This window comes from Stenotrophomonas sp. YJH_SMC_40, from assembly GCF_059368615.1.
The window spans coordinates 507,822-534,128 of sequence record NZ_JCAFRX010000003.1 but is presented as its reverse complement, the minus strand read 5'-3'; the positions used below and the strand labels follow the sequence as shown (position 1 = coordinate 534,128).

Below are 26,307 nucleotides of genomic sequence, written 5' to 3'. Positions count from 1 at the left end.
CCGCCGGTAGAGTCGACTGTTAGTCGACTGCCCTTCGTCCAGATCGAGAAAATCCCGCGCTGCGCGCGATAGTCGACCAACGGTCGACTCTACCAAGCGGATTCCGTCGAACCGGTTGGTCGACTCCCGGCACGTGAAACGCCCGGCGGTAGAGTCGACTGTTAGTCGACTGCTCTTCGGATCGAGAAAATCCCGCGCTGCGCGCGATAGTCGACTGACACTCGACTCTACCCGTCCGCTCATCGCTATCGGCCTGGAAAACAAAAGGCCCGGCGTTCGCCGGGCCTTTCGCACGCATCACGGGTGATCGATTACCAGATCACCACGCGCTTGTCGTCGGCACGCACCATCGCGTCGCCGGCCTTGCACTGGAACGCCGCAGAGAAGGACGGCATGTTCGACGGTGCACCGTTGGCTCGGAAGTTGGCCGGCGCATGCGGGTCGGTGTTCAGGCGTACGCGCAGCTCACCGTCGGTGAAGTTGCGGCGCCACACGGTGGCCCAGTTCATGAAGAAGCGCTGGTCCTGGCTGTGGCCATCCACTTCCACATTCGCCTTCGGGTCTTCCTTCAGCGCCATCTGCAGTGCGTCGTAGGCCACGGTCAGGCCACCCAGATCGCCGATGTTCTCGCCCAGGGTCAGCTTGCCCTTCACGAACACGCCCGGCACCGACTCGTAGCCATCGAACTGTGCAACCAGCTGGTCGGTACGCTCGGTGAAGGCCTTGCGGTCGGCGTCGGTCCACCAGTTGTCGAAGTTGCCGTTGGCGGCGAACTGGCTGCCCGAGTCGTCGTAGCCGTGCATCATTTCGTGGCCGATGACCGCACCGATGCCGCCGTAGTTCAGCGCCGGATCGGCCTTGGCGTCGAAGAACGGCCCCTGCAGGATCGCCGCCGGGAACACGATCTCGTTCTTGGTGGCGTTGTAGTAGGCGTTGACCGTCTGCGGGGTCATGCCCCACTCGGTCTTGTCCACCGGCTTGCCGATCTTGTCCAGCATGTAGCGGTAGTTGAACGCACGCGCTGCCTGCATGTTGCCGAGGTAGCTGTCGCCGTTGGTCTGCAGGCCCGCCCAGTCACGCCACTTGTCCGGGTAGCCGATCTTCGGGGTGAAGCTGGCCCACTTTTCCAGTGCCTTCTTCTTCGTTTCCTCGCCCATCCACGGCAGCTGCTCCAGACGCGCCTTCAATGCCTGCGACAGGTTCTCCACCAGGTGCTGCATGGCCACCTTCGACTCGGCCGGGAACACGGCGTCGACGTACAGCTGGCCAAGGGCTTCACCCATGCCACCGTTGACCGACTCCAGCACGCGCTTCCAGCGCGGCTGCATTTCCTGCTGGCCGCGCAGGGTCTTGCCATAGAACTCGAAGTTGGCCTTCTCGAACTGGCTGCTCAGGTACGGCGAGGCGTCGTCGATGGTGTGGAAGCGCAGGTAGGCCTGCCAGGTGCTGGCCGGCACATCGGCCAGCATCTTGTCCATTTCACCGAAGAAGCCCGGCTGGGCCAGCGAGAACTTCTGTGCGGCCGGCACCTTCAGGGTGTCGAACAGCGCGGTCCAGCTGAAGTTCGGGGTCAGCTTGTCGGCGTCTGCGGCGCTGAGCGGGTTGTAGCGCTTGGCCGGGTCACGCATTTCGATGCGCGACATCGAGGCCTTGGCCAGGCGGGTTTCAAAGGCCATCACGGCCTTGGCCTGCTCGGCGGCCTGCGCGGCGTCCACGCCGGACAGGGTCAGCACCTGCGCGATGTAGGCCACGTAGGCGTCGCGGATCTTGGCCTGCGCATCGTCGAAGTAGTAGCCCTTCTCCGGCAGGCCCAGGCCGCCCTGGCCGACGTAGGCGATGACGTTGGCCGAATCCTTGTAATCAGCATTGGCAAACAGCGAGAACAGCACGCCCTTGCCCTCGGCCTGGCTGTCGCGCAGGTACTGGGTGATGGCGGCGGTATCGTTCAGCGCGGTGATCTTGTCCAGCTGCGGCTGCAGCGGCGCGAGGCCGGCGGCTTCGATCTTGGCTTCGTCATTGCCGGTCTTCCAGATGTCACCGATCTTGGCTTCCACCGAGCCGGCCTTGGCCTGGCTGGCGGCGGCCTGCTGCACCAGCGCGTGCTGCACTTCCAGCGAGCGCTCGCGCAGGATCTCGAAGCTGCCCCAGGTGGTCTGGTCACCCGGCACCGGGTTGGCCTTCAGCCACTTGCTGTTGACGAAGCCATTGAGGTCGGTACAGGCCGAGATGGCCGGATCGAGGTCGGCGCTGTTGAGCGAGATCAGCGGCGTCTTGATCTGCGACAGGTCGAAGGCCGGTTTGGCGTCGGCACCGGCCGCCGGTGCGGTTTCGTTCTTGCCACAGGCCGCCAGCGAGGCAGCGATGGCGATGGTCAGGCCCAGCGGGACCAGGTTGCGGACGTTCATGAGGCTCTCCTGCGGGTAATTTCACAGGGTAGCCGGGGAGGCCCACGACAGGGACCGGCCAAAGGTCACAGGGGGAACGCCCGTGGTCGCAAGCGGGTGTGTGCAGACCGTTGGTCCGCACACACCCAGCAGAAGAATACCCACCAACGGTGGGTATCTACTTATTTCGCCTTGCCCTGGTTGGCCACGGCTTCAGCAGCCTTGCGCGCCGCTTCCGGGTCGCCCAGGTAGCGGAACGACTGCACCGTCAGGTCGTCGTTCAGTTCGAACAGCAGCGGGATGCCGGTCGGGATGTTCAGCTCGAGGATTTCCTCGCGCGAGACATTGTTGAGGTACTTGTACAGCGCGCGCAGCGAGTTGCCGTGGGCGGTGACCAGCACGGTCTTGCCGTCCTTCAGCTGCGGCGCGATCGCGTCGTGCCAGTACGGCAGCACGCGATCCAGGGTGGTGGCCAGCGATTCGGTGCCCGGCAGCGCGTTGCGGTCCAGGCCGGCGTAGCGGCGGTCATGGATCGGGTGGCCCGGATCTTCCAGCTCCATCGGCGGCGGCGGGATGTCGTACGAACGGCGCCACACCTTGACCTGCTCCTCGCCGTGCTTGGCGGCGGTCTCGGCCTTGTCCAGGCCCTGCAGGCCGCCGTAGTGACGCTCGTTGAGGCGCCAGGACTTGTTCACCGGCAGCCAGTCCTGCTCCAGCTCGGCCAGCGCACCCTGAAGGGTGTGGATGGCGCGCTTCAGTACGGAGGTATGGGCGACGTCGAACTGCAGGCCTTCCTCGCGCATCAGGCGACCGGCGGCGGCCGCTTCCCGGCGCCCCTGCTCGGTCAGGTCGACGTCGACCCAGCCGGTGAAGCGGTTGTCCAGGTTCCACTGGCTCTGGCCATGGCGCAACAGTACGAGTTTACGGGTCACTGCAGGGTCTCCAACGCGAGGAAAGGCAGGCCGCCATTGTAGCCCCGGCTGCCGCTCACCGGGCCGTGGCGCCGCGCATGCGATGCTCCAGCCAATGAATACGGTGATCGACCCCGGGCGCTGGGAAGGCAGCGTCGCCGCTGCCCGCGCGCAGCAGACCCAGCTTGCCAGCCGCGTGGAGCGCCAGGACCGCCTGCCACGCAACGTGCGCTGGCTGGCCGGGCTGGATGTGGGCTTTGAGGACAACGGTGCCACCACCCGCGCCGCAGCGGTCCTGCTGGATGCGAAGACATTGCAGCCCGTGGCGCAGGAAATAGCGCGCATTCCCACGGTGATGCCGTACATTCCCGGCCTGCTCAGCTTCCGGGAGTTGCCAGCTCTGCTGGCCGCACTGGCGCTGCTGCCACGCACGCCGGAACTGGTGTTCGTCGATGGCCACGGCATCAGCCATCCGCGCCGGCTGGGCGTGGCCGCGCATCTGGGCGTGGTCACCGACCTGCCCAGCATCGGTGTGGCCAAGTCGAAACTGGTCGGCCGCTTCGTCGAACCGGGCGCCGAGGCCGGCGCGCATACGCCGCTGCTCGATGGCGATGAGCAATTGGGTTGGGTGCTGCGCAGCAAGCTGCGCTGCAAGCCGCTGTTCGTGGCCGGTGGCCATCGGGTCAGTGCCGATACCGCGCTGGACTGGGTGCAGCGCACCCTGCGCGGTTACCGGCTGCCGGAGCCGACCCGGCTGGCGGATCGGCTGGCCTCGCGACGGGACGAATGACCGCACCGGGCATTCCCCGGTGCGGCTTTCATTTTCATTCAACGATGCACGTGGCCGCGATGGCCCTGCGCGTCCTCGTCGTGGTCATGACCTTCATGGCCCTCATGCTCGCCGCCCTTCACCGGCGCCGGCTCACCACAGGCTTCGCCGCAGTGGTCCGCTTCAAGCTGCAGTGTCACGTGCTCGATGCCGAAGTCATCGTGCAGGCGCCCGCTCAGCTCACGGCGCAGCGCATCGGCATCGGTGCCGTCGCGCGTAACGACATGCGCGGTCAGCGCCGGCGTGCTGGAGGCCAGCGCCCACACGTGCAGGTCATGCACGTCCATTACCGCGGCGTGGCTGGACAGGCTGTCGCGCACCTTGGCCACGTCCATGCCCTTGGGCACGCCTTCCAGCAGCACGTTGATCGCCTCGCGCATCAGCACCCAGGTGCGCGGCAACACCCACAGGCCGATCAGCACCGCCAGGATCGGATCGATCGGCTTCCAGCCGGTGAACTGGATCAGCACCGCACCCGCAATCACCGCCACCGAGCCGAGCATGTCCGCCCACACTTCCAGGTAGGCGCCCTTCACGTTGAGACTCTCGCCGCTGCCGGCCTGCAGCAGGCGCATCGAGATCAGGTTGATGACCAGGCCGGCCGAGGCGATCACCAGCATGCCGGTGGAGGCGATCTCCTGCGGCTTGCTGAAGCGCCCGACGGCTTCCCACAGGATGTAGCCGGCAACCACGAACAGCATCGCGCCGTTGATCATTGCGCCCAGCGCTTCCAGGCGCGCATAGCCGTAGGTGCGACGCGCATCCGGCGGGCGCCGGCTCAGCCGCACCGCGACCAGCGCGATCATCAGGGCCAGCGCGTCGGTGGCCATGTGTGCCGCGTCGGACAACAGCGCCAGGCTGTTGGTCCAGAACGCGCCCACCACTTCGACGACGAGGAAGGTGGAGGTCAGGCCGAGCGCCCACCACAAGGGTTTCTCGTGGCGGATCTCGGATGGCAGGTGATCGTGGTCGTGGCCCATGGCAACAGCTCCTTTGCGATGGAGGCAGGCTACGCCGACGGCCGTGGGGAAACTATCACGGTGTTTATAACATTGCAGACTGCACGTCGCGGCTCGCCGCAGCTTGCGCCCGTGCCAGGCCACACTATGATGACCACATCCCCTCTGGACGGGGAACGGGCAGCCAGACCGCTTCGGCGTTGCGGCCCGCAATGGACACCCAAGCACAAGGAATCCGGAACATGTGGACTACCAAGACCCCCTGGGTCGCCGTCGCCGTGGCCTTCACGCTGGGCGTGGCCGCAAGCGCCTCGGCCAAGACCTGCCAGCAGAACTTCCAGGCGGTAGGCGACCCCCGCAATGGCCAGTTTTTCACCTCCGAGGTCACCCTTCCCGGCCTGAAGCCCCGCAGTGCGCTGGGCCAGCTGCGCAAGGCGGCACTCGACGAAGGCAACAACTTCGTCAGCGGAGATGTCATCACGGAGACCGAAGGCCAGATGTACGTGCTGCAGACCGACACCAAGATGCCGCTGGTCAGCATCATCACCGCCTCCAATGGCGGCAACGTGGTGGTCGGCACCAAGCTGTCACGCGGGCAGACCGCCAAGGAAGAGGACGCACGCAGCGCGCTGTGTGGCTGGCTGGACAAGCTCAAGACCGGCCCCGAAGGCGAGGCGATCGCAGAAGCCGTGCGTGTCTCCAGCGGTTTCGACAAGCCGATCCAGGCCACTGCGGTCGGCATGTCCACCGAAATGGGCAAGGACGCCAAGCGGCTGCAGCGGGAAATCAACACCGCACCGCTCAGGGCGCTGTTCTCCGGCACCAGCACCCCGCCGGATACCGATGCGATGTACCAGCCGTTGCTCGTCAAGTATTTCGGCCGTCGTTTCATCATCGATGGCCAGGTCTACACCGCCCAGCCCAACCGCTTTGCCAAGACCTTCGAGGTGGGCTATCTGGTCACCAAGATGAAGGGCATCGGTGGCATCGGCGGACGCCAGTCGAACGACGACAACAATGCCAACTTCACCGTGCACTGTGCGCTTGCGCCGGATCAGATGGCGCTGGGCGCCACCCTGCGCGAGAACGACTGGGTGAAACTGGAAGGCGTGGTCGACAAGATGGACACCGGTGGCGTCCACCTGCGCGATTGCCGGCAGGTGAAGTAGCCTTCAGGCTGCGCCGGGGAACGCCCCGGCGCAGGCCTCATCGGGTCAGAACCCGAAGCGCAGGCTGGCCCAGTACGCGCGGCCCGGCTCGTTGTAGGTCGCCGCGCCGGCATCGCTGCTGTTGGCCTCGCGGAACAGGCGCTTGTCGGCCAGGTTGTTCACGCCGAAGCCGAAGCTGACCGTCTCGGTCACCCTGTAGCGCGCGCTCACGCCCCAGATATTGTACGCACCGCGATCCTGCAGTGCGATCGATGGGTCGCAGGTGCCGGTGCAGCGCGGATCATTGTTGATGTTGGTGGTGGCCGGCTTCTGCTTGCCGTAGAACGTGCCGGTCAGCAGCAGCGACAGCTTGTCGGTGGCCTGCCAGTCCAGCATCGTGTTGACGGTGTACTTCGGAATCACCGACAGCGGCTGGCCGGTGCGCTTGTTCTCGTTCTCCACCATGTAGGTGAAGTTGTTGCTCCACTTCAGGCGGTTGCCCTGCTCGCCCAGCAGCGGGATCACCAGGTTGCCTTCCAGCCCCTGCACGATCGCCTTCGGCGCGTTCTCCCAGCGGAAGATGCGGCCCCTGGTGTCGGCAGTCAGGCCGATCTGGGTGTAGCCGGCCTGGATCTTGTCCTTGTAGTCGTTATGGAAGTAAGTCAACGAGGCCTGCCAGCCGCTCTGCGGTGCCCACTCGATGCCGAGTTCCTTGTTCAGGCTGGTTTCCGCCTTCAGGTCCGCATTGCCGCGCATATAGCAGCCGGCGCCCAGGCTCGGCAGTGCATTCGGGCAGCCATTGCCACGGGTGTAATACAGATAGTCCGGATTCGACTGGTACAGGTTCGGCGCCTTGAACGCCCGGGCGATGCCGCCCTTCACCACCCAGTCGCCGTTGATGCGGAACTGCGCGTTGAGGCTGGGGCTGGTGTTGTTGCCGAACTGGCTGTGGTGGTCGAAGCGCAGGCCCGGGGTAACGATCCAGCGCTCACCCAGGTAGATGTTGTCTTCGACGAACACGGCGGTGGTCTGCGCATCGGCCTTGCCCCGCGCACGATCGGCCGACAGCCCCGGGATGCCGCCGCCGCTGCTGCTGGACTGGCTCATCGAGTACGGGTCGGTCAGGCGGCTGTCCAGGTATTCAAAGCCAAGCGTCCAGATGTTCTCGGCACCACCCAGCGTGGTCGGGAAGCTCACTTCGCCGTCCAGCTGGTAGTTGCGCAGTCGCGAGGTCGACCAGTCGCTGCCGTTGAAGCTGCCTTCCGGGCCACCGGCCAGGCCTTCGTTGATGCGTGAGTTGTTCACCGCCTCCACCGCGGCCGTCACCCGCGAGGTCACGTCGCCCCAGCGGCCACGATGGGTGATCGCGCCGGTGTTGCGGTACATGCGGTTGGTCTCCGCTTCGCCCTCGGCCAGTGCCGCCAGGTCAACACCGGTCGATGTACCGGTGGTGCTGACCGCGCGATCACCAGCGTAGATGTTGCCCTGGCGGCTGGTGCCGGCTTCGAACTCCACCACCTGGTTGGCGGTCACGTCCCAGCGCAGCAGCGCGTTGACATCGCGGTTCTTGACGCCCTCGCGGCCGGCCGGCGGCACCGCGTTGGGGTTGGTAGCGTACTGGCGGTTGAGCTCCAGCGAGTCCGCGTCGGTCTTGTTGAGATTGCCGTACAGGCGGAACGACAGGGTGTCGGTCATCGGCCCACTCAGCTACAGGCCGACGCGTTCGCTGCCACCTTCGGCGCTGTGTTCGGGCACCAGCCCATACAGGTCCACCGCACCGGTCAGGTCGCCGGTCGGGCGCTTGGTGATGATGTTGACCACGCCGCCGGAGGCACCGGAGCCATAGCGTGCCGCCGCCGGGCCGCGCAGCACTTCGATGCGCTCGATCATTTCCGCCGGCACCCAGTTGGTGTCACCGCGGGTATTGCGCTCGCCGCTGCGTCCCATGCGCACGGCATCGCGTGCGCCGATGCGCTTGCCATCGACCAGGATCAGGGTGTTTTCCGGGCCCATGCCACGCAGGTCGATCTGGCGGTTGTTGCCGTACTGCCCCGAGGCGCTGTTGCCGGTCAGGTTGACGCCCGGCATGGTCCGCAACAGCTCGGCGATGTCGTTGGCTGGCGGGCGCCGGGCGATATCCTCGGCGGTGATGGTCGAGGTACCCAGTGCCTGGCGCGCGATCTGCGAGGCGGTGACGTGCACCGTGTCGATATCGGTGGCGTCGGTTTTGGCCTGGGCGGTCAGGGCGCTGCCCGCCAGCAGGGCGGCGACGGCAAGCGCCAGCGGGCGCGGTGAATGGACAACGGCAGGAGACATGATCAGGACCTTCTGGCAGGGCTGCGGGGCCTCTGGCAAAGGGCTTGAGGCAACGACGAGGGGGGAGGCGGAGCCGTCCTGCAGGCACCTGCAGCCCGCTCCGTGCGCGCATTCTCCCATCAATGCGAGTGATTCTCAAATGCGTTCACTCATTGCCGCAGCGGCGTCGATGTGCTTTGCGCACCGTGCAAGCCTGCACCGCGCGTAAACTGGCCGGCTACCCCGCCATCAACCGTATGCCACCGCGGCCGATACCCGTGGTTTGCCGTACGCAGTCAGAGATCGACGTGGAACCACCCCAACTGGACGATGCCAGCCAGCCGCTGGCCGAGGCCTGGCAGCAATGCCTGCTACAGGCCGGCCCTGCCGCCACCGCGCTGCTCAAGGCCGCTGCCACCGATGCCCCACCCGCGCTGGCCCAGCGCTTTTACGAAGTGCTGCTGCAGGACGGGCGCGCACGCCGCTTCCTGTCCCACGACCAGGTCAAGCAGCGCCTGCAGCCGGCCATGCAGCGCTGGCTGGTACAGCTGCTGACCACCGACGCCGCTGGCATCGCCACCACGGTCGCCTCGCAGCGGGTGATCGGCGACGTACACGCACGGGTCGGCATCCCGGTCGACCTGGTCACCCGCGGTGCGCGCGTGCTCAAGCACGAGCTGTTCGTGCGCCTGCGCGCCGACGCGCCCGACAGCGCGACCGCGTTCGCCGCCATCGCCTGCCTCAGCGCGATCATGGACATCGCCATGGAAGGCATGACCCTGGCCTACACCCATGCGCGCGAGCGCTCCACCCGTGCCGACGCCGCCTACCGGCTGTTCTCGCTGGTACAGAACGTCGGTACCGAACGCGAGCGCCAGCGCGCATTGCTGCTGGACTGGGAGAACGCCCTGCTCTACGCCCTCGCCGGCCACGTGCAGGCCAGCGACAACGCCAGCCTGGCCACCTCGGAGTTCGGCCTGTGGTTCACCCACAAGGGCATCCCCAGCTTCGGCGAAAGCAGCGAAACGCAGCAGGTGGGCCAGTTGATGGCCCGCATTGACGGCCACCTGCAGCGCGCGAGTGGCGATGCTCCGGCGCAGCGACTGGCGGTGCTGCCGGCCATCCGCGAGGACCTGGCCGCCATCCGCACCCTGATGACGCTGCTGTTCGAGCGCATCGGCGAACTGGATGCCGGCAGCGACGCGCTGACCAACCTGCTCAACCGTCGCTTCCTGCCCACCGTGCTGCGCCGGGAAATCGAGCTGGCCACGCGCAACCGCACACCGTTCTCGCTGCTGCTGCTCGACCTGGATCATTTCAAGGCAATCAACGACGGCCATGGCCACGATGCCGGCGACCGTGCGTTGCAGCACGTGGCCGGCCTGCTCGGCCAGCTCACGCGTGGCAGCGACTACCTGTTCCGCTATGGCGGCGAAGAATTCGTGGTGGTGCTGGTGGCCGCCAGCGAGTCGCAGGCGACCGTGATCGCCGAGAGCCTGCGCCGACAGATCGCACAATCACCGGTAGCACTGGCCAATGGCCAGGTGCTGGAGCTGACCGCCAGCATCGGCGTGGCCGGTCACGATGGTCATCCGGACTACGAGCGGTTGATGGCACGTGCCGACGCCGCGATGTACGAGGCCAAGCGCAGCGGCCGCAACCGCGTGGTGGTCGCCAGCGCGGACCTGCAGGAAGCCCCGGGGCGGCGTGCACTGCAGCGATGACGGCAGGACAGGTAGAGTCGACCGCTGGTCGACTATCGCGCGCAGCGCGGGATTTTTCGCCGTCGGAACGAAGAGCAGTCGACTAAAAGTCGACTCTACCGGTTCGCGCGCCAGCCCCTGCTTTCACCGCCCCCACCCGCCATGCTGCCCACCACAGCAGCGCCAGCAACGCGATGCCTGCCCCCAGCAGGCACACGGCAGGCCAGCCATGCCGCACCTGCATCCAGGGCCCCGCCGCCGCGCCTGCACCACTGCCCAGTGCATAGAACAGCATGTACAACGCCACCAGGCGCCCATGCTGTTCTGCCGGTGCACGCAGCAACAATGCCTGGTTCGAGACATGCAGTGCCTGGCCGCCGAGGTCGAGCACGACCACCCCCAGCAGCAGCAAGGACAGCGAATGCGGGAGGCCCAGCAGCGGCCACCACGCGACCAGCATCAACAACAGCGCGCCGAGGCTGACCCGATGCGCGAAACCACGGTCCATCCAGTGTCCGACCCGCGCCGCCATCAGCGCACCGACCACGCCGGCCAGGCCGAGCGCGCCGATGGTTGCGGTCGACCAGTGCAGCGGCGGTGCCGACAGCGGCAAGGGTGCCGCCGCCCAGAACACATTGAGGCCGGCAAACAGCAGCAATGCCAGCGGCCCGCGCTCGCGCAGCGTTCGATCGCGGCGCAGCATGCCCAGCATCGAGCCCAGCAGCTCGCGCCAGCGTGGAGGGACCGACGGCACCGGTACTGCGGGCAGGCGCCGCCACAGCAGCGCCGCCAACGCTGCCATCACCACCGCTGACAGCAGGTAGACCCTCTGCCAGCCAAAGGCCGCCGCCACCGTACCGGACACCACGCGCGCCAGCAGCAGGCCGATGAACACGCCGCCCTGCACCACACCAACCACGCGACCGCGCTGCTCGGGCGGTGCCAGCATGGCGGTATAGGCAATCAGGCCCTGGGTCAGCGCGGTGCCCAGCAGGCCTGCCAGCAGCATGCCCGACAACAGCCAGCTCGCCGTGCGTGACGCCGCCAGCCATAACAGGGCCAGCACCAGCGCGATCAACTGCAGCCGCAGCAGGCGTCGCCGGTCGCCGCGGTCTGCCAGCGGCAGCAGGCCAAGCAATGCCAGCACGCTGCCGGCCTGGGTGGCAGCCAGCACTGCGCCGGCCACCGCCCGGTCCAGCGCAAAGGCGCGTGCAAGCTGATCCAGCAGCGGCTGCGCGTAGTAGACGTTGGCGACGCTGGCGCCGGCGGCAGCCGCAAGCAGGACCAGCAGCGGGCGGGGAAGCGATGTCGCACTCATCATATGGTTGCAATTTGAAACCAGATGCAGGCTATCGCCATTGGTTTTAAACTGCAACCACATTCGGAGATACCCAGCATGCACGCCGACAGCCCCTGCCCTGTAGCCCGCAGTGCCGACCTGCTCGGTGACCGCTGGGCATTGCTGGTGATCCGCGACGCGTTCGACGGCATCACCCGCTTCGGTGATTTCCAGCGCAGCCTCGGCGCGGCGCGCAACATCCTCAGCGACCGCCTGCGCCGGCTGGTCGAGGCCGGCATCCTGCAGCTGCAGCCAGCCTCCGATGGATCGGCCTACCAGGAGTACGTGCTCACCGCCGAAGGCCTGGAACTGTTCCCGCTGCTGGTCGCACTGCGCCAGTGGGGAGAGCGCCATCGCTTCGGTGCAGGCGAAGGCCATTCGCAGCTGATCGAATTGGCGACGCGGCGGCCGCTGCCCTACATGCAGCCGCGCGGGCGCGATGGCCAGCCGCTTCAGCCCACTGCCACCCGCGTGCGCAAGCTCAAGGACGACGGGCGCGACACCTGATCCGCCCATTCGCGCACACCGACGGACGCCCGCGCCGGTTAGCATCGGATCTTTCCGCCGCTGGATGCCGCCGATGTCGCGCTGTCGCCCTTCCCTGCTGACCGCCCTGCTGTTGCCGCTGCTGGCCTGCGCCACAGCAACCACGCAGGCCCGCGAGGTTGCCGCGCCCGCCGACCACGTACAGGCCGATGGACCCTATGTGTTCCGCCAGGGCAACCAGCTGCAGGCCAGATGGATCTGCGACGACAAGGTCGAGTCGCACACACTTGCCACGCAGGCCGCAGGCACCGACATCACCCCGCGTTGCGGCTACGAACACAGCGTGCACGTGGCCGCCCCGAATGCTCCGTCGGTCTCCGTGCTGCCGGCCGTGCCGCGCATCGTGGCGCTGTCCGACATCCACGGCCAGTACGGGCTGCTGGTGCGCCTGCTGCGTGCCCACAAGGTCATCGACGCACAGGACCGCTGGGCGCTGGGCAAGGACACCCTGGTCATCGCCGGCGATGTGTTCGACCGCGGCCCGCAGGTAACCGAAGCCTTCTGGCTGCTGTATGGCCTGCAGCAGCAGGCGGCCGCCGCCGGCGGCGCGGTGCACTTCGTGCTCGGCAACCACGAGACCATGGTGCTGTACGACGACCTGCGCTACGTCAACCCGAAATACCTGCGCAGCGCCCAGCTGCTCGGCCGCAGCTACCCGCAGCTGTATGGCGCCGACTCGGTGATCGGCCAGTGGCTGCGCACCCGCCCGGTGCTGCTGAAGATCGGCGATACCCTGTTCCTGCACGGCGGCATCTCGCCCGAGGCGGTGCAGCTGGCGCTGGACCCGGCACGCACCAACGCGGCCTATCAGGCCTCGCTGGGCCTGCCCAAGGCCGAAGTGAAGGCCGACCCGGCCACCGCACCGCTGTATGACGGCAAGACCAGCCCGATCTGGTACCGCGGCTATTTCGATGGCCGCCTCGACACCGCGGGTGTGCAGGCTGTGCTCGACCGCCTGCAGCTCAAGCGCATCGTGGTTGGCCATACCTCGATGCCGCACGTCAGCAGCTTCCACGGCGACCGCGTGATCGCCATCGACAGCAGCATCAAGAACGGCGAGAACGGCGAACTGCTGTTCATCGAGGGTGGCAAGCTCAGCCGTGGCCTGCTGGATGGTTCGCGGGTGCCGCTGGCGCTCGGTGAGCCGGGCCTGCAGGACTGAATGGAGGGACAGCGCGACGGTGCCGGGAGGTGCCGACGCGCTCCACCTGCAGTCGGTTTGCGGCTACCCTCGGCAGCCGAGAGGCCCACCCCCGTCCATCCGGTGGGCCTGACCGTTACAGGAGCCCCGCGCATGCGCGTTCTGATTGCTGAAGACGACCCGGATATCGCCTCCGGCCTGTGCGCCTCGCTGCGCCGGCAGGGGCACGTGGTCGACCACGTCGACAACGGTGCGCACGCCGATGCTGCACTGGGCTCGACGCAGTACGCGCTGCTGGTACTGGACCTGGGGCTGCCGCAGCTGGATGGCCGCGACGTGCTGCAGCGCCTGCGCCAGCGCGGTGATGGCCTCGCAGTGCTGGTGGTGACCGCCCGTGACGGCCTGGCCGAGCGCGTGCGTGTGCTCGACCTGGGTGCCGATGACTACCTGGTCAAGCCGTTCGCGCTGGACGAGTTCGAAGCGCGCGTGCGCGCCCAGCTGCGCCGGGTCACCAGCAATGGCAACCCGGACCTGCGCATCGGCCGCCTTCGCATCGACCTGGCCGGGCATCGGGTGTGGATCGACGACCAGTCGCTGGAACTGACCGCACGCGAGTTCGGCCTGCTGTCGGCACTGGCAGTGCGCGCCGAGCGCATCGTGTCACGCGCGCAGTTGGTGGAAGCGCTGTGCGACTGGGGCCAGGACCTGACCGACAACGGCCTGGACATCGCCCTGCACCGCCTGCGCCGCAAGCTGCAGCCCGGCGGCATGGGCATCCGCACCGTGCGCGGGCTGGGCTACATGCTGGAAGACGCGCAGGACGACAGCACCCCGTGATCAGTGGACCGCCCAGCCTGCGCCGGCGCCTGCTCGCCTTCCTGGCGCTGCCGATGCTGGGTCTGCTCACCTTCAACACGATCCTGGCCTACTACGTTGCGCTGGACTATTCCAACCGCATCCACGACCGCAACCTGATCGACGACACGCATTCGTTCGCGCAGATGCTGAGCACCATGCCGGTGACCAGCGACCTGTCGCCGCAGGCGCGCTTCCTGATCGAGTACGACCCCGACGGCCATCGCTACTTCAACGTCGACAGCAGCCGCATGGGTACGCTCAGCGGCAATGCCGACTTCAGCCCGTATGCCCCTTCTCAGGACTGCACCGGCGTGCATCCGGCGCTGTACGACGGCAACCTCAATGGCCAGCAGGTGCGCATGGCCACGGTCTGCACGCAGGCGATGAACGATCCGCAGGACCAGCTGGCGGTGACCGTGGCCGAGAGCATGGCCGACCGCCGACAGCGCGCGCGCGAGATCCTGATGATCATCATCCCGCTGATGACCATGCTGGCGCTGGGCACCGCAGCACTGGTCTGGTTCGGCGTGACCTACGGCCTGCGCATCCTCACGCCGCTGAGGACCCGCCTGGCGCAGCGCCGTGGCGAACTGGCACCGATCTCCGACGCCGACGTACCGGAGGAGATCCAGCCACTGATCAGCACCATCGACGATCTGTTTGCCCGCCAGGCGGAAATGATCACCCTGCAGAACCGCTTCATTGCCGATGCCGCGCACCAGCTGCGTTCGCCGCTGGCGGGCATGGCCCTGCACGTGGACCAGGCGCTGGCACACGGTGACCCCGATACGGTGCGCGAGGCGCTGCAGCACATCCGCCGGCTCAACCAGCGCACTGCCCGGGTCAGCACCCAGCTGCTGGCGCTGAGCCGGGCGCAGACCGTGCCCGATACCGTGGAAGCACTGGACCTGTGCGAGCTGGTGCCGCAGTGGGTTGGCATGCGCGTGCCGGAGGCGATCCGCGATGGCATCGACCTCGGCTACCGCGGCAGCCCCCATCCGCTGCGTGTGCTCGGCAACGGCGCCATGCTGCAGGAGGCGCTGGACAACCTGATCGACAACGCCCTGCGTTATGCCGGCCGCAATGCCACCGTCACGGTGGGCGTGCACGCGCTGGACGACAATGATGTCGAACTCTATGTGGAAGACAACGGCCCCGGCGTGCCCGACGACGTGATGCCACGGCTGGGCGAGCGCTTCTTCCGGGCGCCGGGCACCGCTGCCAGCGGCACCGGCCTCGGCCTGGCCATCGCGCACGAGGCGGTAGAGCACTTCGGCGGCCGCCTGAGCTTCCTCAACCGCCCGGGCGGGGGGCTCAAGGTCGCCATCACGCTGCCGCTGCTGAAGGCCCCCTGACCCGGCCCGGCGCGCTGAAAGGCTGGTGAAAATCGCGCTTGCGATCCTGCCATCCCCACTGCCGTCCCGGAGCCGCCAGGTGACCGAATCGCACGACTTCTTCCTCCCCGGTGGCCCCCAGGGCGTGCTGCTGGTCCATGGCCTGACCGGCACCCCGGCGGAAATGCGCATGCTTGGCAAGGGCTTGAACAATGCCGGCTTCACGGTGCACGGCGTGCAGCTGCCCGGCCATTGCGGCACCGTGGATGACCTGCTGGCGACCACCTGGGAACAGTGGTACCAGGGCGTGGAAGATGCGGCGGCCGCCCTGCGCGGCAAGGTCGACCAGCTGTTCGTGGGTGGCCTGTCGATGGGCGCGGTACTCTCGCTGGCGTTGGCGGCACGTCGCCCGGAGTGGGTATCCGGCGTGGGCGTGTACGGCGCCACTTTCCGTTACGACGGCTGGAACATTCCCGCCGTGGCCCGCTTCTCGTTCCTGCTGCCGTGGTTCAAGCGCTTCAACATCGGCCGCGACCGCATGTTCATGGAAGAACCGCCGTACGGCCTGCGCGACGAGCGCCTGCGCGCGCAGGTCAGCGCCGCAATGCTGTCCGGCGACAGCGCCGCCGCCGGCCTGCCGGGCAACCCCTGGCATGCGCTGGCCGAGATGCGTGCGCTGAGCCAGTGGACCCGCCGCCACCTGCACCAGGTCACCGCACCGTGCCTGGTGATGCACGCCCGCGAAGACGATGTGGCCAGCATGGGCAACGCCGAGCTGGTGATGTCGCGGGTCAGCGGCCCGAAGGAACTGGTGGTGCTGGAAGACAGCTACCACATGATCACCATCGATCGCGAACGCCGCGATGTGATCCGTCGCAGCGCGCGCTTTTTCACCGAGATCGGTGAACGCACGGGCGTGCTCAAGGCGGTGGCCTGAGATGGGGGCACTCGCCACCCTGCTGTGGCTGGCCAATGTGGTACTCGATACCGGTGGCCAGCTCGCCTTCAAGGCCGCCGCCAGCGACCCGCAGGAAGGCGAAGGACTGCAACGCTGGAAACACATGCTCAGCCGCCCCTGGCTGTGGATCGGCATCGCCTGCTACGTGCTCGAGTTCGTGGCCTGGATTGCGTTCCTGTCGCTGGTGCCGCTGTCCAAGGGCGTGCTGCTGGGCTCGATCAACATCGTTGCGTTGATGATCGCCGGTCGTTTCCTGTTCCGCGAGAAGCTCACGCCGCTGCGGGTGACCGGCATGCTGCTGGTCACCGCGGGCGTGGCGGTGGTGGGGGCCGGCTCATGAGGCGCCTGTATGTGATCGGTTTCCCGCTGCTGATGGCCTTCGACACGCTGGCCCAGCTGTGCTTCAAGTACGCCGGTGACGCCGCGCTGCCGGTCGAGGCCAACACCGCCTGGCTGCTGCGCGTGCTGTCGCAGCCGTGGGTGTATGGCGCCATCCTCGGCTACGTGGGTGCGTTCTTCACCTGGATGAGCCTGCTGCGCCATGCGCCGATCGGCCCGGCGTTCGCGGCCTCGCACCTGGAAGTGATCAGCGTGCTGCTGCTGTCGGCGTGGCTGTTGAACGAGCCACTGACCCTGCACCATCTGCTCGGTGCGGTACTGATCGTGGCCGGCATCGTCTGCCTCGGCCGCGCTGAAGCGGACGACCCGCACAGTCCCGCCGAAAGCGCGTCGTGAGTGGGCTGCGATGAGCCTGTTCGCGCGCGAACTGCCACCTACCGCTGGCCTGCCGATTCAGGCCAGCGATTTCCTGCCCGGTGGTGGCGACCTGCGCGAAGTCCTGGCCAGCCAGCTCGGCACACCGCCACTGCAGCTGACCTGTTCCGGCACGCACGCACTGCTGATCGCGCTGCGTACGCTGCGCAAGCGCGCGCCAAGGCGCGACACCGTGATCATGCCGGCCTATACCTGCCCGCTGGTGCCGATCGCGGTGCACAGCCTGGGCCTGCGCGCGCAATTGTGCGACACCCGTCATGGCCACTTCGATTTCGACCCTGGCCAGCTCAAGCGCCTGGCCGATGCACGCACGCTGGCGATCCTGCCCACTCACCTGGGCGGGCGCATCGCCGATGTCGAGCTGGCCTGCGAGGTTGCGCGCGGCGCCGGCGCCTGGGTGATCGAGGATGCCGCGCAGGCGCTCGGCGCACGCGTTGGCAACACCAGTGTCGGCCTGCGTGGCGATATCGGATTCTTCAGCCTGGCTGCCGGCAAGGGCCTGAGCCTGCATGAAGGCGGCCTGCTGGTCAGCCGTGACGACGAACTGCGTGCTGCGCTGGCCGAACATGCCGTCCAGCACGTTCGCTCCAGCCTGCGCTGGGAGCTGCTGCGCAGCGTGCAGTTGATCGGCCTTGCTGCCTGCTATCGCCCTTCGCTGCTGTCGCTGGTGTATGGCAATCCATTGCGCAGTGCGCTTCAACGCGACGATCTGGAAGAAGCGGTCGGCGACATTTTCCCGCTTGATATACCGCAGCACCGGGTCAGCCACTGGCGGCAGAACATCGGCGCGCATGCCGCGCGGCGCTTGCCGGCGTTCCTGCAGGCCGGTCGCCTGCGTGCGTTGCAGCTGCGCGTGCAGCTGGCACAGCTGCCAGCCGTTGAGGTGGTCGACGGCCTCGCCGGTAGCGGTGGCACCTGGCCATTGCTGATGCTGCTGCTGCCCAGCCAGCGCGCCCGCGATGCCGTGCTGAAAGACCTGTGGCCACGTGGTCTCGGCGCCAGCCGCATGTTCATCCATGCCCTGCCCGGCTACGCGTACCTGCGCGGCATCGTGCCGCAGGACGACATGCCCAATGCACGCGACTTCGCCGCACGCATGCTGACCCTTGGCAACAGCGCCTGGCAGACCCGCGAAGAGACTGCCGAAATACTGCAGGTCCTGGCCCGCGCCTGACCCGAACGTGCACGCGTGGCCTGCCCTCCGCGCATTCATCCATGCACCTTCCTGAACGTTTTCCCAGCCTGTCAGAAGAGCCTTTCAACAGGAAAGGAACGAGAAAGGCGGCCTGCCTACATTGAGCCTGCCCCGGCATCGGGCCGGGCGTTTCTTTCATCGACGGACCTGCCCATGCACTGGAGCATCCTGTGTGACTTCGACGGCACCATCAGCCTCGAAGATGTCATCGACTCGCTGCTGGAAAAGTACGGCCAGCCGGGCTGGCAGGAACTGGAAGATCAGTGGAAAGCGGGAAAGATCGGCTCGCGTGAATGCATGCAGGGCCAGGTGCGGCTGCTGAAGCTGGACCCGGCCACGCTCGACGCCCATCTGGACCAGGTACAGATCGATCCGGGCTTCGCCGCCTTTGTCAGCCGTGCCGAACAGCTGGGCCTGCCGCTGCGCATCGTCAGTGACGGCCTGGACTATGCGATCCACCGCATCCTGGCCAACCACGGCCTGTCGCAGCTGCCGGTGGTGGCCAACCACCTGCGCTGGTGCGAAGACCATTGGGAACTGGAGTCGCCCTACCAGGCCGAAGGCTGCCGCAGTGGCACCTGCAAGTGCACCTGCGCCGCGCAGGCGCGCGCCAACGAAGCACCGCGCGTGCTGATGATCGGTGACGGCAGCTCGGATTTCTGTGTGTCAGAAGACGCCGACTTCGTGTTCGCCAAGCGCAGCCTGATTACCCATTGCACGAATGCCGGCATCGAGCATGCCGCCATCGACACCTTCCACGATGCAGTCGCACTGTTGCCGCGCCTGCTCGATGGCAGCCTGCTGCAGCCACGTCGCATCGACGCCCGTCCGCAGCCCGCCGCACTGCCCCCGCTGCTGGCCACCGCCTGAGCACTCCCTCCAAGCACGCTCCCCCGTCGCCCCTTTCGAACGTCCTTCACGGAACCGAACTGCATGAACATTTTTGACAAGAACGCCGACGCCGCTGCCTCCGACGCGCAGCTGCTGGCCGACGAAGCCCGCTACAGCTCCTTCGGCGATACCGTCCACTACGTCGACCCGCCGAAGATCTTCCAGCGCGGCGAAGGCAGCTACATGTTCGACGGTGCGGGCGTGCCCTACCTCGATCTGCAGATGTGGTACTCGGCCTGCAACTTCGGCTACAGCAACAAGCGCCTGAATGACGCGCTGAAGGACCAGATCGACACCCTGCCGCAGGTCGCCAGCCAGTACCTGCATCCGACCCGCGTGCAGCTGGCCAAGACCATTGCCGTGGACATGCACGAGAAATTCGGCCTCGACGGTCGCGTGCATTTCAATGTCGGCGGCGCGCAGGCCATTGAAGACTCGCTGAAGATCGTGCGCAACGCGCGCGGCGGCAAGAGCCTGATGTTCGCCTTCGAAGGCGGCTACCACGGCCGCACCCTGGGTGCCTCGTCGATCACCTCCAGCTACCGCTACCGCCGCCGCTACGGCCACTTCGGCGAGCGCGCGATGTTCATCCCGTTCCCGTACCCCTTCCGTCGCCCGAAGGGCATGACCCCGGACGAGTATTCCGACCACTGCGTGTGGCAGTTCGAGCGCCTTTTCGAAAGCGAGTACAACGGCGTGTGGGACCCCAAGGTCGGCCAGGCCGAGTACGCCGCGTTCTACGTCGAGCCGATCCAGGGCACCGGCGGCTACGTCATTCCGCCGCGCAACTTCTTCACCGGCCTCAAGCGCGTGCTGGACAAGTACGGCATCCTGATGGTGGTCGATGAGATCCAGATGGGCTTCTGGCGTACCGGCAAGCTGTGGTCGATCGAGCACTTCGGCGTGACCCCGGACGTGCTGGTGTTCGGCAAGGCGCTGACCAACGGCCTGAACCCGCTGTCCGGCCTGTGGGCACGCGAAGAGCTGATCAACCCGACCGTGTTCCCGCCGGGTTCCACCCACTCCACCTTCAACTCCAACCCGCTGGGCACCCGCCTGGGCCTGGAAGTGTTGAAGCTGGGCAAGGAAATGGACTACGAGCGCACCGTGCCGGAAAAGGGCGCGTACTTCCTGGACGGCCTGCGTGGCCTGCAGAAGCGCCACCCGGAAATCGGCGACGTCGACGGCCTGGGCCTGGCCCTGCGCGCCGAAATCTGCCAGGCCGACGGCTACACCCCGAACAAGGAACTGCTGGACCGCATGGTCGACATCGGCCTGGCCGGTGACCTCCTGCACGACGGCAAGCGCATGGGCCTCGTGCTCGACGTGGGTGGCTGGTACAAGAACGTGATCACCTTCGCGCCGTCGCTGGACATCAGCTACGAAGAGATCGACCTGGCGATCACCCTGCTCAACCAGGCGCTGACCAAGGCCAAGGGCTGAGGTTGGATGGGCTGCCGGTTCCCGTGCCGATGGAAATGACGTCACGCGCATCCAGCACCGCGCTGGAACCGGCCGCGCTGCTGGAGGGCTTCCTGGCCCACCCGCCGCTCGGATTCGAGGCAGGCCGCCTTCCCAGCGGCCTGCCGACCTTCCGTGCGCCGCTGGACCTGACCACTACAATGGACGACGAACTGCGCGGCAGGCTGCTCGGCCTGCCGCTGTCGCGCCTGTGGCGGCCATGGATCACCTGGAAGACCCGTTTCGTCGGTGCCACCAGCACCGAGTACACCCCGTTGCCGGCACACATCGCGCCTGAGGCGCTGGCCGAGGACGTGACGCGTCACGCGATCGGCGATACCCGGCTGCTGGTGGTCAAGGACCTGGCCATCGATTCACCGCTGCTGGACGACGCGGCCAATGCGCACAGCGCGGCGTTCCTGCAGGCCTTGCTGGCGCGCGGCTTCGTTGAACTGGAAGGCATGCCGCTTGCCTGGGTGGCGATCGATTTCGATTCGCTCGATGGCTACCTCGGCCGCCTGTCGCCCTCGCGCCGCAAGAACATCCGGCGCAAGCTCCGTTCGCGTGATGACCTGCAGGTCGACTGCATCGCCACCGGTGATCCCGCCTTGGCCGACCCACGGCTGCAGGCCGAGTTGTATGCGCTGTACCTGGGCGTGTATGCGCAGAGCGCGGTGCATTTCGACCAGCTCGACCTGACCTATTTCCAGTACCTGCTGGCCGACAGCCAGGGCCAGGGACGAATGTTCCTGTACCGCCACCAAGGTCAGCTGATCGGCTGGAACCTGTGCTACATCCACGCCGGAAAGCTGGTGGACAAGTACATCGGTCTGGCCTACCCGCAGTCACGCGAGCACAACCTGTACGCGGTGAGCTGGATGCACAACCTCGAGTACGCGCTGCTGCATGGCCTGAGCCACTACGTGGCCGGCTGGACCGACTCGCGGATCAAGGCCGAACTGGGCGCCCGCTTCACCTCCACCCGGCACGCGATCCACGCCCGTTCCCCGCTGCTGCGCACTGCCCTGCGCAAGCTGGCGCCGCATCTGCAGGGCGAACCTGATGGAGGCGGTTGAACGATGCCGTTGCGTTCTCCGTTGATCCTCGACCTGGACGGTGGCGTGCTGCCGCTGCCCCAGGCGCAGACCCTGGCCCTGCCGCAGTGGCACGACCCGCTGCGCTTCGCCTGCAGCACTGCCACCCTGCACCGTTTCGCCGCCGAAGTGCTGGCGCCGCTGCCCGCGCAGCTCGGCACCGTGATGCTGGGCAGTGGCGACTTCCATCATCTCAGCCTGCCGCTGTTGTGCCGCATGCGCACACAGGCGCCGTTCCAGCTGGTAGTGCTGGACAACCATCCGGACAACATGCGTTTTCCGTTCGGCATGCATTGTGGCTCATGGGTGAATGCAGCCAGCAAGCTGCCGCAGATCTCGCACATCCATGTGCTCGGCATTACCTCCAGCGACATCGGCCTCGGCCATGCCTGGGAGAACCACTGGCGCCCGCTGCTGGGCGGTCGCTTGACGTACTGGTGCATGGACGTGGATGTCAGCTGGGGCCATCGCCTCGGCATGGGCCGTGCATTCCGACGCTTCGAGCATCCGGAGGGACTGGTCGCCGCGTTCGCTGCCGAACAGGCCAAGTCGCCGCAGCCGACCTACCTGTCGATCGACAAGGACGTGTTCGCCGAGGACGTCGCGCGCAGCAACTGGGACCAGGGCCGATTCCAGCTGGAAGACGCACTGGTGGTGATCGAGGCGCTGCGTGCCGGCGGCCTGGTCGGCAGTGACATCACCGGGGAAGTGTCGCTGGCCAACTACCAGAGTCGCTTCAAGCGCTGGTTGTCGTCGCTGGATGGCCAACCGGACATCAGCGCCGAAGATCTTCCTGCCTGGCAGGCGCGTCACCAGCAGGTGAACCGCGAACTGCTGGCGGCAATCGCTGCCGTACCGACGGCCTGCTGACCGCGTCGGTAATGCCGGCCAGCGGCCGGCACTACACTGGACTCCCGTCCCGGAGCCCTCGCCATGCCCCAGACCGTCATCCCGCAACTGCGCATGCGCCACGCCGACACCACCCTGCCGTTCTACGTGCAGGGGCTGGGTTTCGTGGTCGACTGGGAACACCGCTTCGAACCCGGCTTCCCACTGTTCGCCCAGCTCACCCGCGACGGCCAGACGATCTTCCTCACCGAACACAGCGGCGACTGCGAGGTCGGCGGCGCGGTGTACTTCATCGTCGACGACGTCGACAACCTACACCGCGCCTTCAGTGCCGCCAACATGCCGATCGAGCAGCCCCCGCATGACACCGAATGGGGCACCCGCGAAATGCTGCTGCGCGACCCCGATGGCAACCGGCTGCGCTTCGCCACCCACACCGACTGAATGACGTTGGCTTGAGATGGATATACGAAACATATACGCTTCGTATATTCATACTTCGAGGCCATCCATGGGCATCGTCAACATCGATGACACCCTGCACGACCAGCTGCGCCGTGCCTGTACCGTCTCCAGCCGCTCGATCAACGCCCAGGCCAACTTCTGGATCCGGGTCGGCATGCTCTGCGAGCTGAACCCGACGCTGAGCTTCCAGGACATCGTCGCCAGCGAGCTGCGCGCGGCCGGCGTGCAGCCGCCGCTGCTGCCCCCGGGCCAGGTCTGAGCCGATGGGCATCATCAAGCGCCCCGACGAAATCGCGTTGATGGCCGAATCCGGGCGCCTGCTGGCGCAGGTGTTCGCCGCGCTCGACCAGCTGCCGCTGCAGGGCCGCAGCACGATGGAGATCAACGAATTCGTCGAGCGCATGATCGTCGATGAGCTGCAGGCACGGCCGGCCAGCAAGGGCCAGTACGGCTTCCCGTATGTGCTCAATACCTCGATCGACAACGTCATCTGCCACGGCGTGCCCAGCACCACCGACGTGCTGCGCAACGGCCAGATCGTCAACCTCGACATCACCCTGGAAAAGAACGGCTACATCGCCGACTCCAGCACCACCTACCTGGTCGGTGAGGTCGACTACGCCGCGCGCCGGCTGGTGCAGACCGCCTACCAGGCGATGTGGAAAGGCATCGCCGCGGTGCGCCCCGGCGCACGCCTGGGCGATATCGGCCACGCCATCGCCCGCCACGCACGCAGCCACGGCTACAGCGTGGTGAAGGAGTACTGCGGCCACGGCATCGGCCAGGAGATGCATGAGGAACCGCAGATCCTGCACTACGGGCATCCCAACACCGGCATGGTGCTGGAAGAAGGGATGGTGTTCACCATCGAGCCGATGCTCAACCAGGGCAAGCCGGCCATCCGCCAGCAGCCGGACGAATGGCCGGTCTACACCCGCGACGGCAAGCTGTCGGCGCAGTTCGAGCATACCGTCGCGGTCACCGGCAGCGGCGTGCGCGTGCTGACCCTGCGCCCCGGCGAGACACCGTTGTGCGCCATCGACCGGATGGCGACCGGCTGACCTCAGCACCTCCGCGCCTTGATGTGCCTCTTGCATGGCGTGCGACATCTGTCGCACACTCACGACATCAATCGCACGCACAGGTCTGACCATGCCCCGCGTCCCAACACCTTCGAACGCCGAACTGGAGTTGTTGAAGTGCCTGTGGCGCGACGGCGCCTGCAGCGCGCGTGAATTGCACAACGCGGCAGCTGCCGCACTGGACTGGTCGTACTCGTCCACGCGCAAGACGCTGGAACGGATGGTCGACAAGGGCCTGGTGAAAGAGGGCAGCCAGCACGGTCTGAATGTCTACAGTGCCAAGGTCGGCAAGGTGGCCACCCTGGCCGCACTCAGTGCCGACTTCGCTCGTCGCGTACTGGAGATCGACGGGCCGCTGCCGACCCAGGCATTCGCCGAAAGCCGCCTGCTGAGCGACAAGGAAATCGAGCAACTGCAGGCGCTGCTGCTCCAGGATGACGAGGACCAGCCATGAGCCTGTCATCAACCGCGCCGTGGATGATCAGCCTCGCTGCGAGCCTGCTGGGGGCTGGCCTGGCCTGGTACGGCGCGCAATCGCTGCAGCGGCTGCTCAGGCTTTCACATGCGTCGACACGCTTTTGGCTGGGGGCGTGGTTGTGTGCCGTGCTGCCCCCCTTGCTTGCGCTGTTGCTGCCGGTGCAGGCGGCACCGTTGCAGAAGCTGGCCAGCGCATTGCCCGTTGCGCTGGACAGCGGCACCGCCGTACTGCGGCCAGTGCAACAACTGCCTGCACTCGCGGCGACCGAGCCATTGATGGCTTGGCTGACGCCACTGCTGCTGACCGTCTATATCGCGGGGGTCATGCTGACCCTCGTTCGTTGGGCATTGGCCAGCGGCCGGCTGCGGGCCCTGCTACGCCGCAGCCACCCGCTGCAGACTGCGCAGTTGCCTGGCCCGCAATCGCACCACGCTGTGCAGGGGCTTCAGCAGGAAGGCGTCGCGTTGCGCATTGTAGAAGGCAGCGGCACGCCGTTCGCCCTGTGCAGGCCGCAGCCGCAGATCATCCTGCCCACGGCATGCCTGGCCCTGCCTGATCGTACGCTTCGCCTGGTCATCGGCCACGAGGCGGCCCACCTGCAGCGCCGCGACCCCCAGCGCGCTGCGCTGATGCGGTTTGTTGGTGCGCTGTACTGGTTCAATCCCTTCGTTCGACGCATTGCCGCGCGCATGCAACTGGCCGCCGAACTGCAATGCGATGCGCGAGCACTGGCCGAGGGTGGCGCCGCCAACGACGGCCTTCTGTTGGCCCACGCCTATGTCCAGACCCTTCGCTACGCGACGGCCGTGCAGCCGACCAGCGCCCTCACCCATCGCGATCTCGGCGGCCACCAGGTGCGCCTGCAGCACATGCTGAAGGGTGACAACGGTCGCCGCCCAGGCCTCACCAGCGTCCTGCTGCTGCTCGCACTGGGCTCTGCCTGCACAGTCGGCGTGGCCACCGTACAGGCGACCGTGGTGGCAGGACCGACGCCCGTGACGCTGCCACTCCCCATCGCATCGGTAACACTGGTGGAAGCCACGCTGCCACCTCCGTCATTCTTCATGCCACTGTCCAATGCGCGGGTCACCAGCGTGTTCGGGCACGTCGCCGACTTCCGCCAGAGCGCCCACCACGGCACCGACTTCGCCGCGCGCCGTGGCACCGCCGTGCTCGCCCCCGCCGACGGCACCGTGATCGCTGCCACGCACGCCTATCCCGATGGTGCGAACTACGGCACGGTTGTCGTGATCGATCACGGCGGTGGCTGGCAGTCGCTGTTTGCACACCTGCAGGACTTCGCGGTACAGCCAGGCCAGCAGGTGCGCAGGGGCGATCCCATCGCCCGCAGCGGCAACACCGGGCGCACTACCGGCCCACACCTGCACATGGAACTGCTGCGCAACGGAACACGAGTGGACCCGCAGCACTGGTTGCAGTAATGCACTGACCGGCGCCCTGCCGCCGCCCTCCATGCATCGTTTCGATACCCGGCCGCGGGAGGACCTGCTGCGGCCCGCTGTCCCGCCGTGACAAAGGAACCGCACGACCATGCGTCGATCTTCGCCCTCCCCGACAACACTGCGGCCACACGCGGGCGTGTGGCTCACCAT

General features: G+C 66.9%; 24 protein-coding genes and 1 pseudogene. 20 read left to right on the top strand and 5 right to left on the bottom strand.

Annotated elements, in window-relative coordinates:
- Positions 1-311: 311 nt before the first annotated feature.
- Positions 312-2,405 carry a M13 family metallopeptidase gene (locus AC5P6X_RS08350; protein WP_329755880.1) on the bottom strand — a complete coding sequence of 698 codons (2,094 nt, stop codon included), beginning with the start codon at positions 2,403-2,405 and terminating at the stop codon, positions 312-314.
- Positions 2,406-2,566: 161 nt separating this feature from the next.
- Positions 2,567-3,316 carry a 2,3-diphosphoglycerate-dependent phosphoglycerate mutase gene (gene gpmA, locus AC5P6X_RS08345; RefSeq protein ID WP_005408679.1) on the bottom strand — a complete coding sequence of 250 codons (750 nt, stop codon included), beginning with the start codon at positions 3,314-3,316 and terminating at the stop codon, positions 2,567-2,569.
- Between the two features lie 94 nt (positions 3,317-3,410).
- Between gpmA and nfi the strand changes: the two genes are divergently transcribed.
- Positions 3,411-4,085, top strand: coding sequence for a deoxyribonuclease V (nfi, locus tag AC5P6X_RS08340; protein ID WP_049451886.1), 675 nt, complete (start codon positions 3,411-3,413; stop codon positions 4,083-4,085).
- Positions 4,086-4,123: 38 nt separating this feature from the next.
- On the opposite strand, the gene AC5P6X_RS08335 is transcribed toward nfi, so the two are convergent.
- On the bottom strand, positions 4,124-5,104 hold the full coding sequence (locus tag AC5P6X_RS08335; protein ID WP_329752759.1) for a cation diffusion facilitator family transporter: 981 nt from the start codon (positions 5,102-5,104) through the stop codon (positions 4,124-4,126).
- Positions 5,105-5,325: 221 nt separating this feature from the next.
- Here AC5P6X_RS08335 and AC5P6X_RS08330 point away from each other — a divergent pair, with 221 nt between their 5' ends.
- The gene (locus AC5P6X_RS08330; protein WP_088436617.1) at positions 5,326-6,252 is read left to right on the top strand and encodes a hypothetical protein; all 927 of its coding nucleotides are present in this window, start codon (positions 5,326-5,328) and stop codon (positions 6,250-6,252) included.
- A 45-nt stretch (positions 6,253-6,297) separates the two neighbouring features.
- Here AC5P6X_RS08330 and AC5P6X_RS08325 read toward each other — a convergent pair.
- Positions 6,298-8,547, bottom strand: a pseudogene (locus tag AC5P6X_RS08325) (TonB-dependent siderophore receptor).
- Between the two features lie 287 nt (positions 8,548-8,834).
- On the opposite strand from AC5P6X_RS08325, the gene AC5P6X_RS08320 reads away from it, so the two are divergent.
- A complete protein-coding gene (locus AC5P6X_RS08320; RefSeq protein ID WP_285309293.1) occupies positions 8,835-10,250 on the top strand; it encodes a GGDEF domain-containing protein in 1,416 nt (471 codons plus the stop codon).
- 82 nt (positions 10,251-10,332) lie between these two features.
- Here AC5P6X_RS08320 and AC5P6X_RS08315 read toward each other — a convergent pair whose 3' ends face one another.
- Complete coding sequence (locus AC5P6X_RS08315) at positions 10,333-11,550, bottom strand: MFS transporter (RefSeq protein ID WP_425531781.1); 1,218 nt, start codon at positions 11,548-11,550, stop codon at positions 10,333-10,335.
- A 75-nt stretch (positions 11,551-11,625) separates the two neighbouring features.
- On the opposite strand from AC5P6X_RS08315, the gene AC5P6X_RS08310 reads away from it, so the two are divergent.
- From AC5P6X_RS08310 to AC5P6X_RS08230, 17 genes are all read left to right on the top strand, one after another.
- Positions 11,626-12,075 (top strand): winged helix-turn-helix transcriptional regulator, encoded by a 450-nt coding sequence (locus AC5P6X_RS08310; protein WP_329755883.1) that lies wholly within the window; start codon positions 11,626-11,628, stop codon positions 12,073-12,075.
- 73 nt (positions 12,076-12,148) lie between these two features.
- Positions 12,149-13,276, top strand: coding sequence for a metallophosphoesterase (locus AC5P6X_RS08305; RefSeq protein ID WP_049451889.1), 1,128 nt, complete (start codon positions 12,149-12,151; stop codon positions 13,274-13,276).
- Between the two features lie 132 nt (positions 13,277-13,408).
- Entirely contained in the window at positions 13,409-14,092 is a 684-nt protein-coding gene (locus AC5P6X_RS08300; protein WP_005408670.1) for a response regulator, read from the top strand.
- Positions 14,089-15,468 (top strand): sensor histidine kinase, encoded by a 1,380-nt coding sequence (locus AC5P6X_RS08295; RefSeq protein ID WP_005412674.1) that lies wholly within the window; start codon positions 14,089-14,091, stop codon positions 15,466-15,468. Before AC5P6X_RS08300 ends, AC5P6X_RS08295 begins: the two co-directional genes overlap by 4 nt.
- A 79-nt stretch (positions 15,469-15,547) precedes the next feature.
- The gene (locus AC5P6X_RS08290; RefSeq protein ID WP_065179649.1) at positions 15,548-16,384 is read left to right on the top strand and encodes an alpha/beta hydrolase; all 837 of its coding nucleotides are present in this window, start codon (positions 15,548-15,550) and stop codon (positions 16,382-16,384) included.
- A gap of 1 nt (position 16,385) precedes the next feature.
- A complete protein-coding gene (locus AC5P6X_RS08285) occupies positions 16,386-16,745 on the top strand; it encodes an EamA family transporter (protein WP_012479558.1) in 360 nt (119 codons plus the stop codon).
- Positions 16,742-17,140: a DMT family transporter gene (locus AC5P6X_RS08280; protein ID WP_005408666.1), complete on the top strand. Its 399-nt coding sequence runs from the start codon at positions 16,742-16,744 to the stop codon at positions 17,138-17,140. Before AC5P6X_RS08285 ends, AC5P6X_RS08280 begins: the two co-directional genes overlap by 4 nt.
- Before the next feature lie 10 nt (positions 17,141-17,150).
- Positions 17,151-18,353: a DegT/DnrJ/EryC1/StrS family aminotransferase gene (locus AC5P6X_RS08275; protein WP_329755884.1), complete on the top strand. Its 1,203-nt coding sequence runs from the start codon at positions 17,151-17,153 to the stop codon at positions 18,351-18,353.
- A gap of 174 nt (positions 18,354-18,527) precedes the next feature.
- Entirely contained in the window at positions 18,528-19,244 is a 717-nt protein-coding gene (locus tag AC5P6X_RS08270; protein ID WP_329755885.1) for an MtnX-like HAD-IB family phosphatase, read from the top strand.
- Positions 19,245-19,307: 63 nt separating this feature from the next.
- On the top strand, positions 19,308-20,708 hold the full coding sequence (locus AC5P6X_RS08265) for an aspartate aminotransferase family protein (protein WP_049451892.1): 1,401 nt from the start codon (positions 19,308-19,310) through the stop codon (positions 20,706-20,708).
- 29 nt (positions 20,709-20,737) lie between these two features.
- Complete coding sequence (locus AC5P6X_RS08260) at positions 20,738-21,802, top strand: GNAT family N-acetyltransferase (RefSeq protein WP_049451947.1); 1,065 nt, start codon at positions 20,738-20,740, stop codon at positions 21,800-21,802.
- Positions 21,803-21,805: 3 nt separating this feature from the next.
- On the top strand, positions 21,806-22,690 hold the full coding sequence (locus AC5P6X_RS08255) for an arginase family protein (protein WP_005412678.1): 885 nt from the start codon (positions 21,806-21,808) through the stop codon (positions 22,688-22,690).
- A gap of 63 nt (positions 22,691-22,753) precedes the next feature.
- On the top strand, positions 22,754-23,113 hold the full coding sequence (locus AC5P6X_RS08250) for a bleomycin resistance protein (RefSeq protein ID WP_329755886.1): 360 nt from the start codon (positions 22,754-22,756) through the stop codon (positions 23,111-23,113).
- A 67-nt stretch (positions 23,114-23,180) separates the two neighbouring features.
- The gene (locus tag AC5P6X_RS08245) at positions 23,181-23,393 is read left to right on the top strand and encodes a ParD-like family protein (protein WP_005412680.1); all 213 of its coding nucleotides are present in this window, start codon (positions 23,181-23,183) and stop codon (positions 23,391-23,393) included.
- Positions 23,394-23,403: 10 nt separating this feature from the next.
- Positions 23,404-24,195: a type I methionyl aminopeptidase gene (gene map / locus AC5P6X_RS08240; protein ID WP_171039729.1), complete on the top strand. Its 792-nt coding sequence runs from the start codon at positions 23,404-23,406 to the stop codon at positions 24,193-24,195.
- Between the two features lie 91 nt (positions 24,196-24,286).
- On the top strand, positions 24,287-24,670 hold the full coding sequence (locus AC5P6X_RS08235) for a BlaI/MecI/CopY family transcriptional regulator (protein WP_005408657.1): 384 nt from the start codon (positions 24,287-24,289) through the stop codon (positions 24,668-24,670).
- Positions 24,667-26,136, top strand: a complete 1,470-nt coding sequence (locus AC5P6X_RS08230; RefSeq protein ID WP_329755888.1) for a M23/M56 family metallopeptidase — start codon at positions 24,667-24,669, stop codon at positions 26,134-26,136. Before AC5P6X_RS08235 ends, AC5P6X_RS08230 begins: the two co-directional genes overlap by 4 nt.
- Positions 26,137-26,307 lie beyond the last annotated feature (171 nt).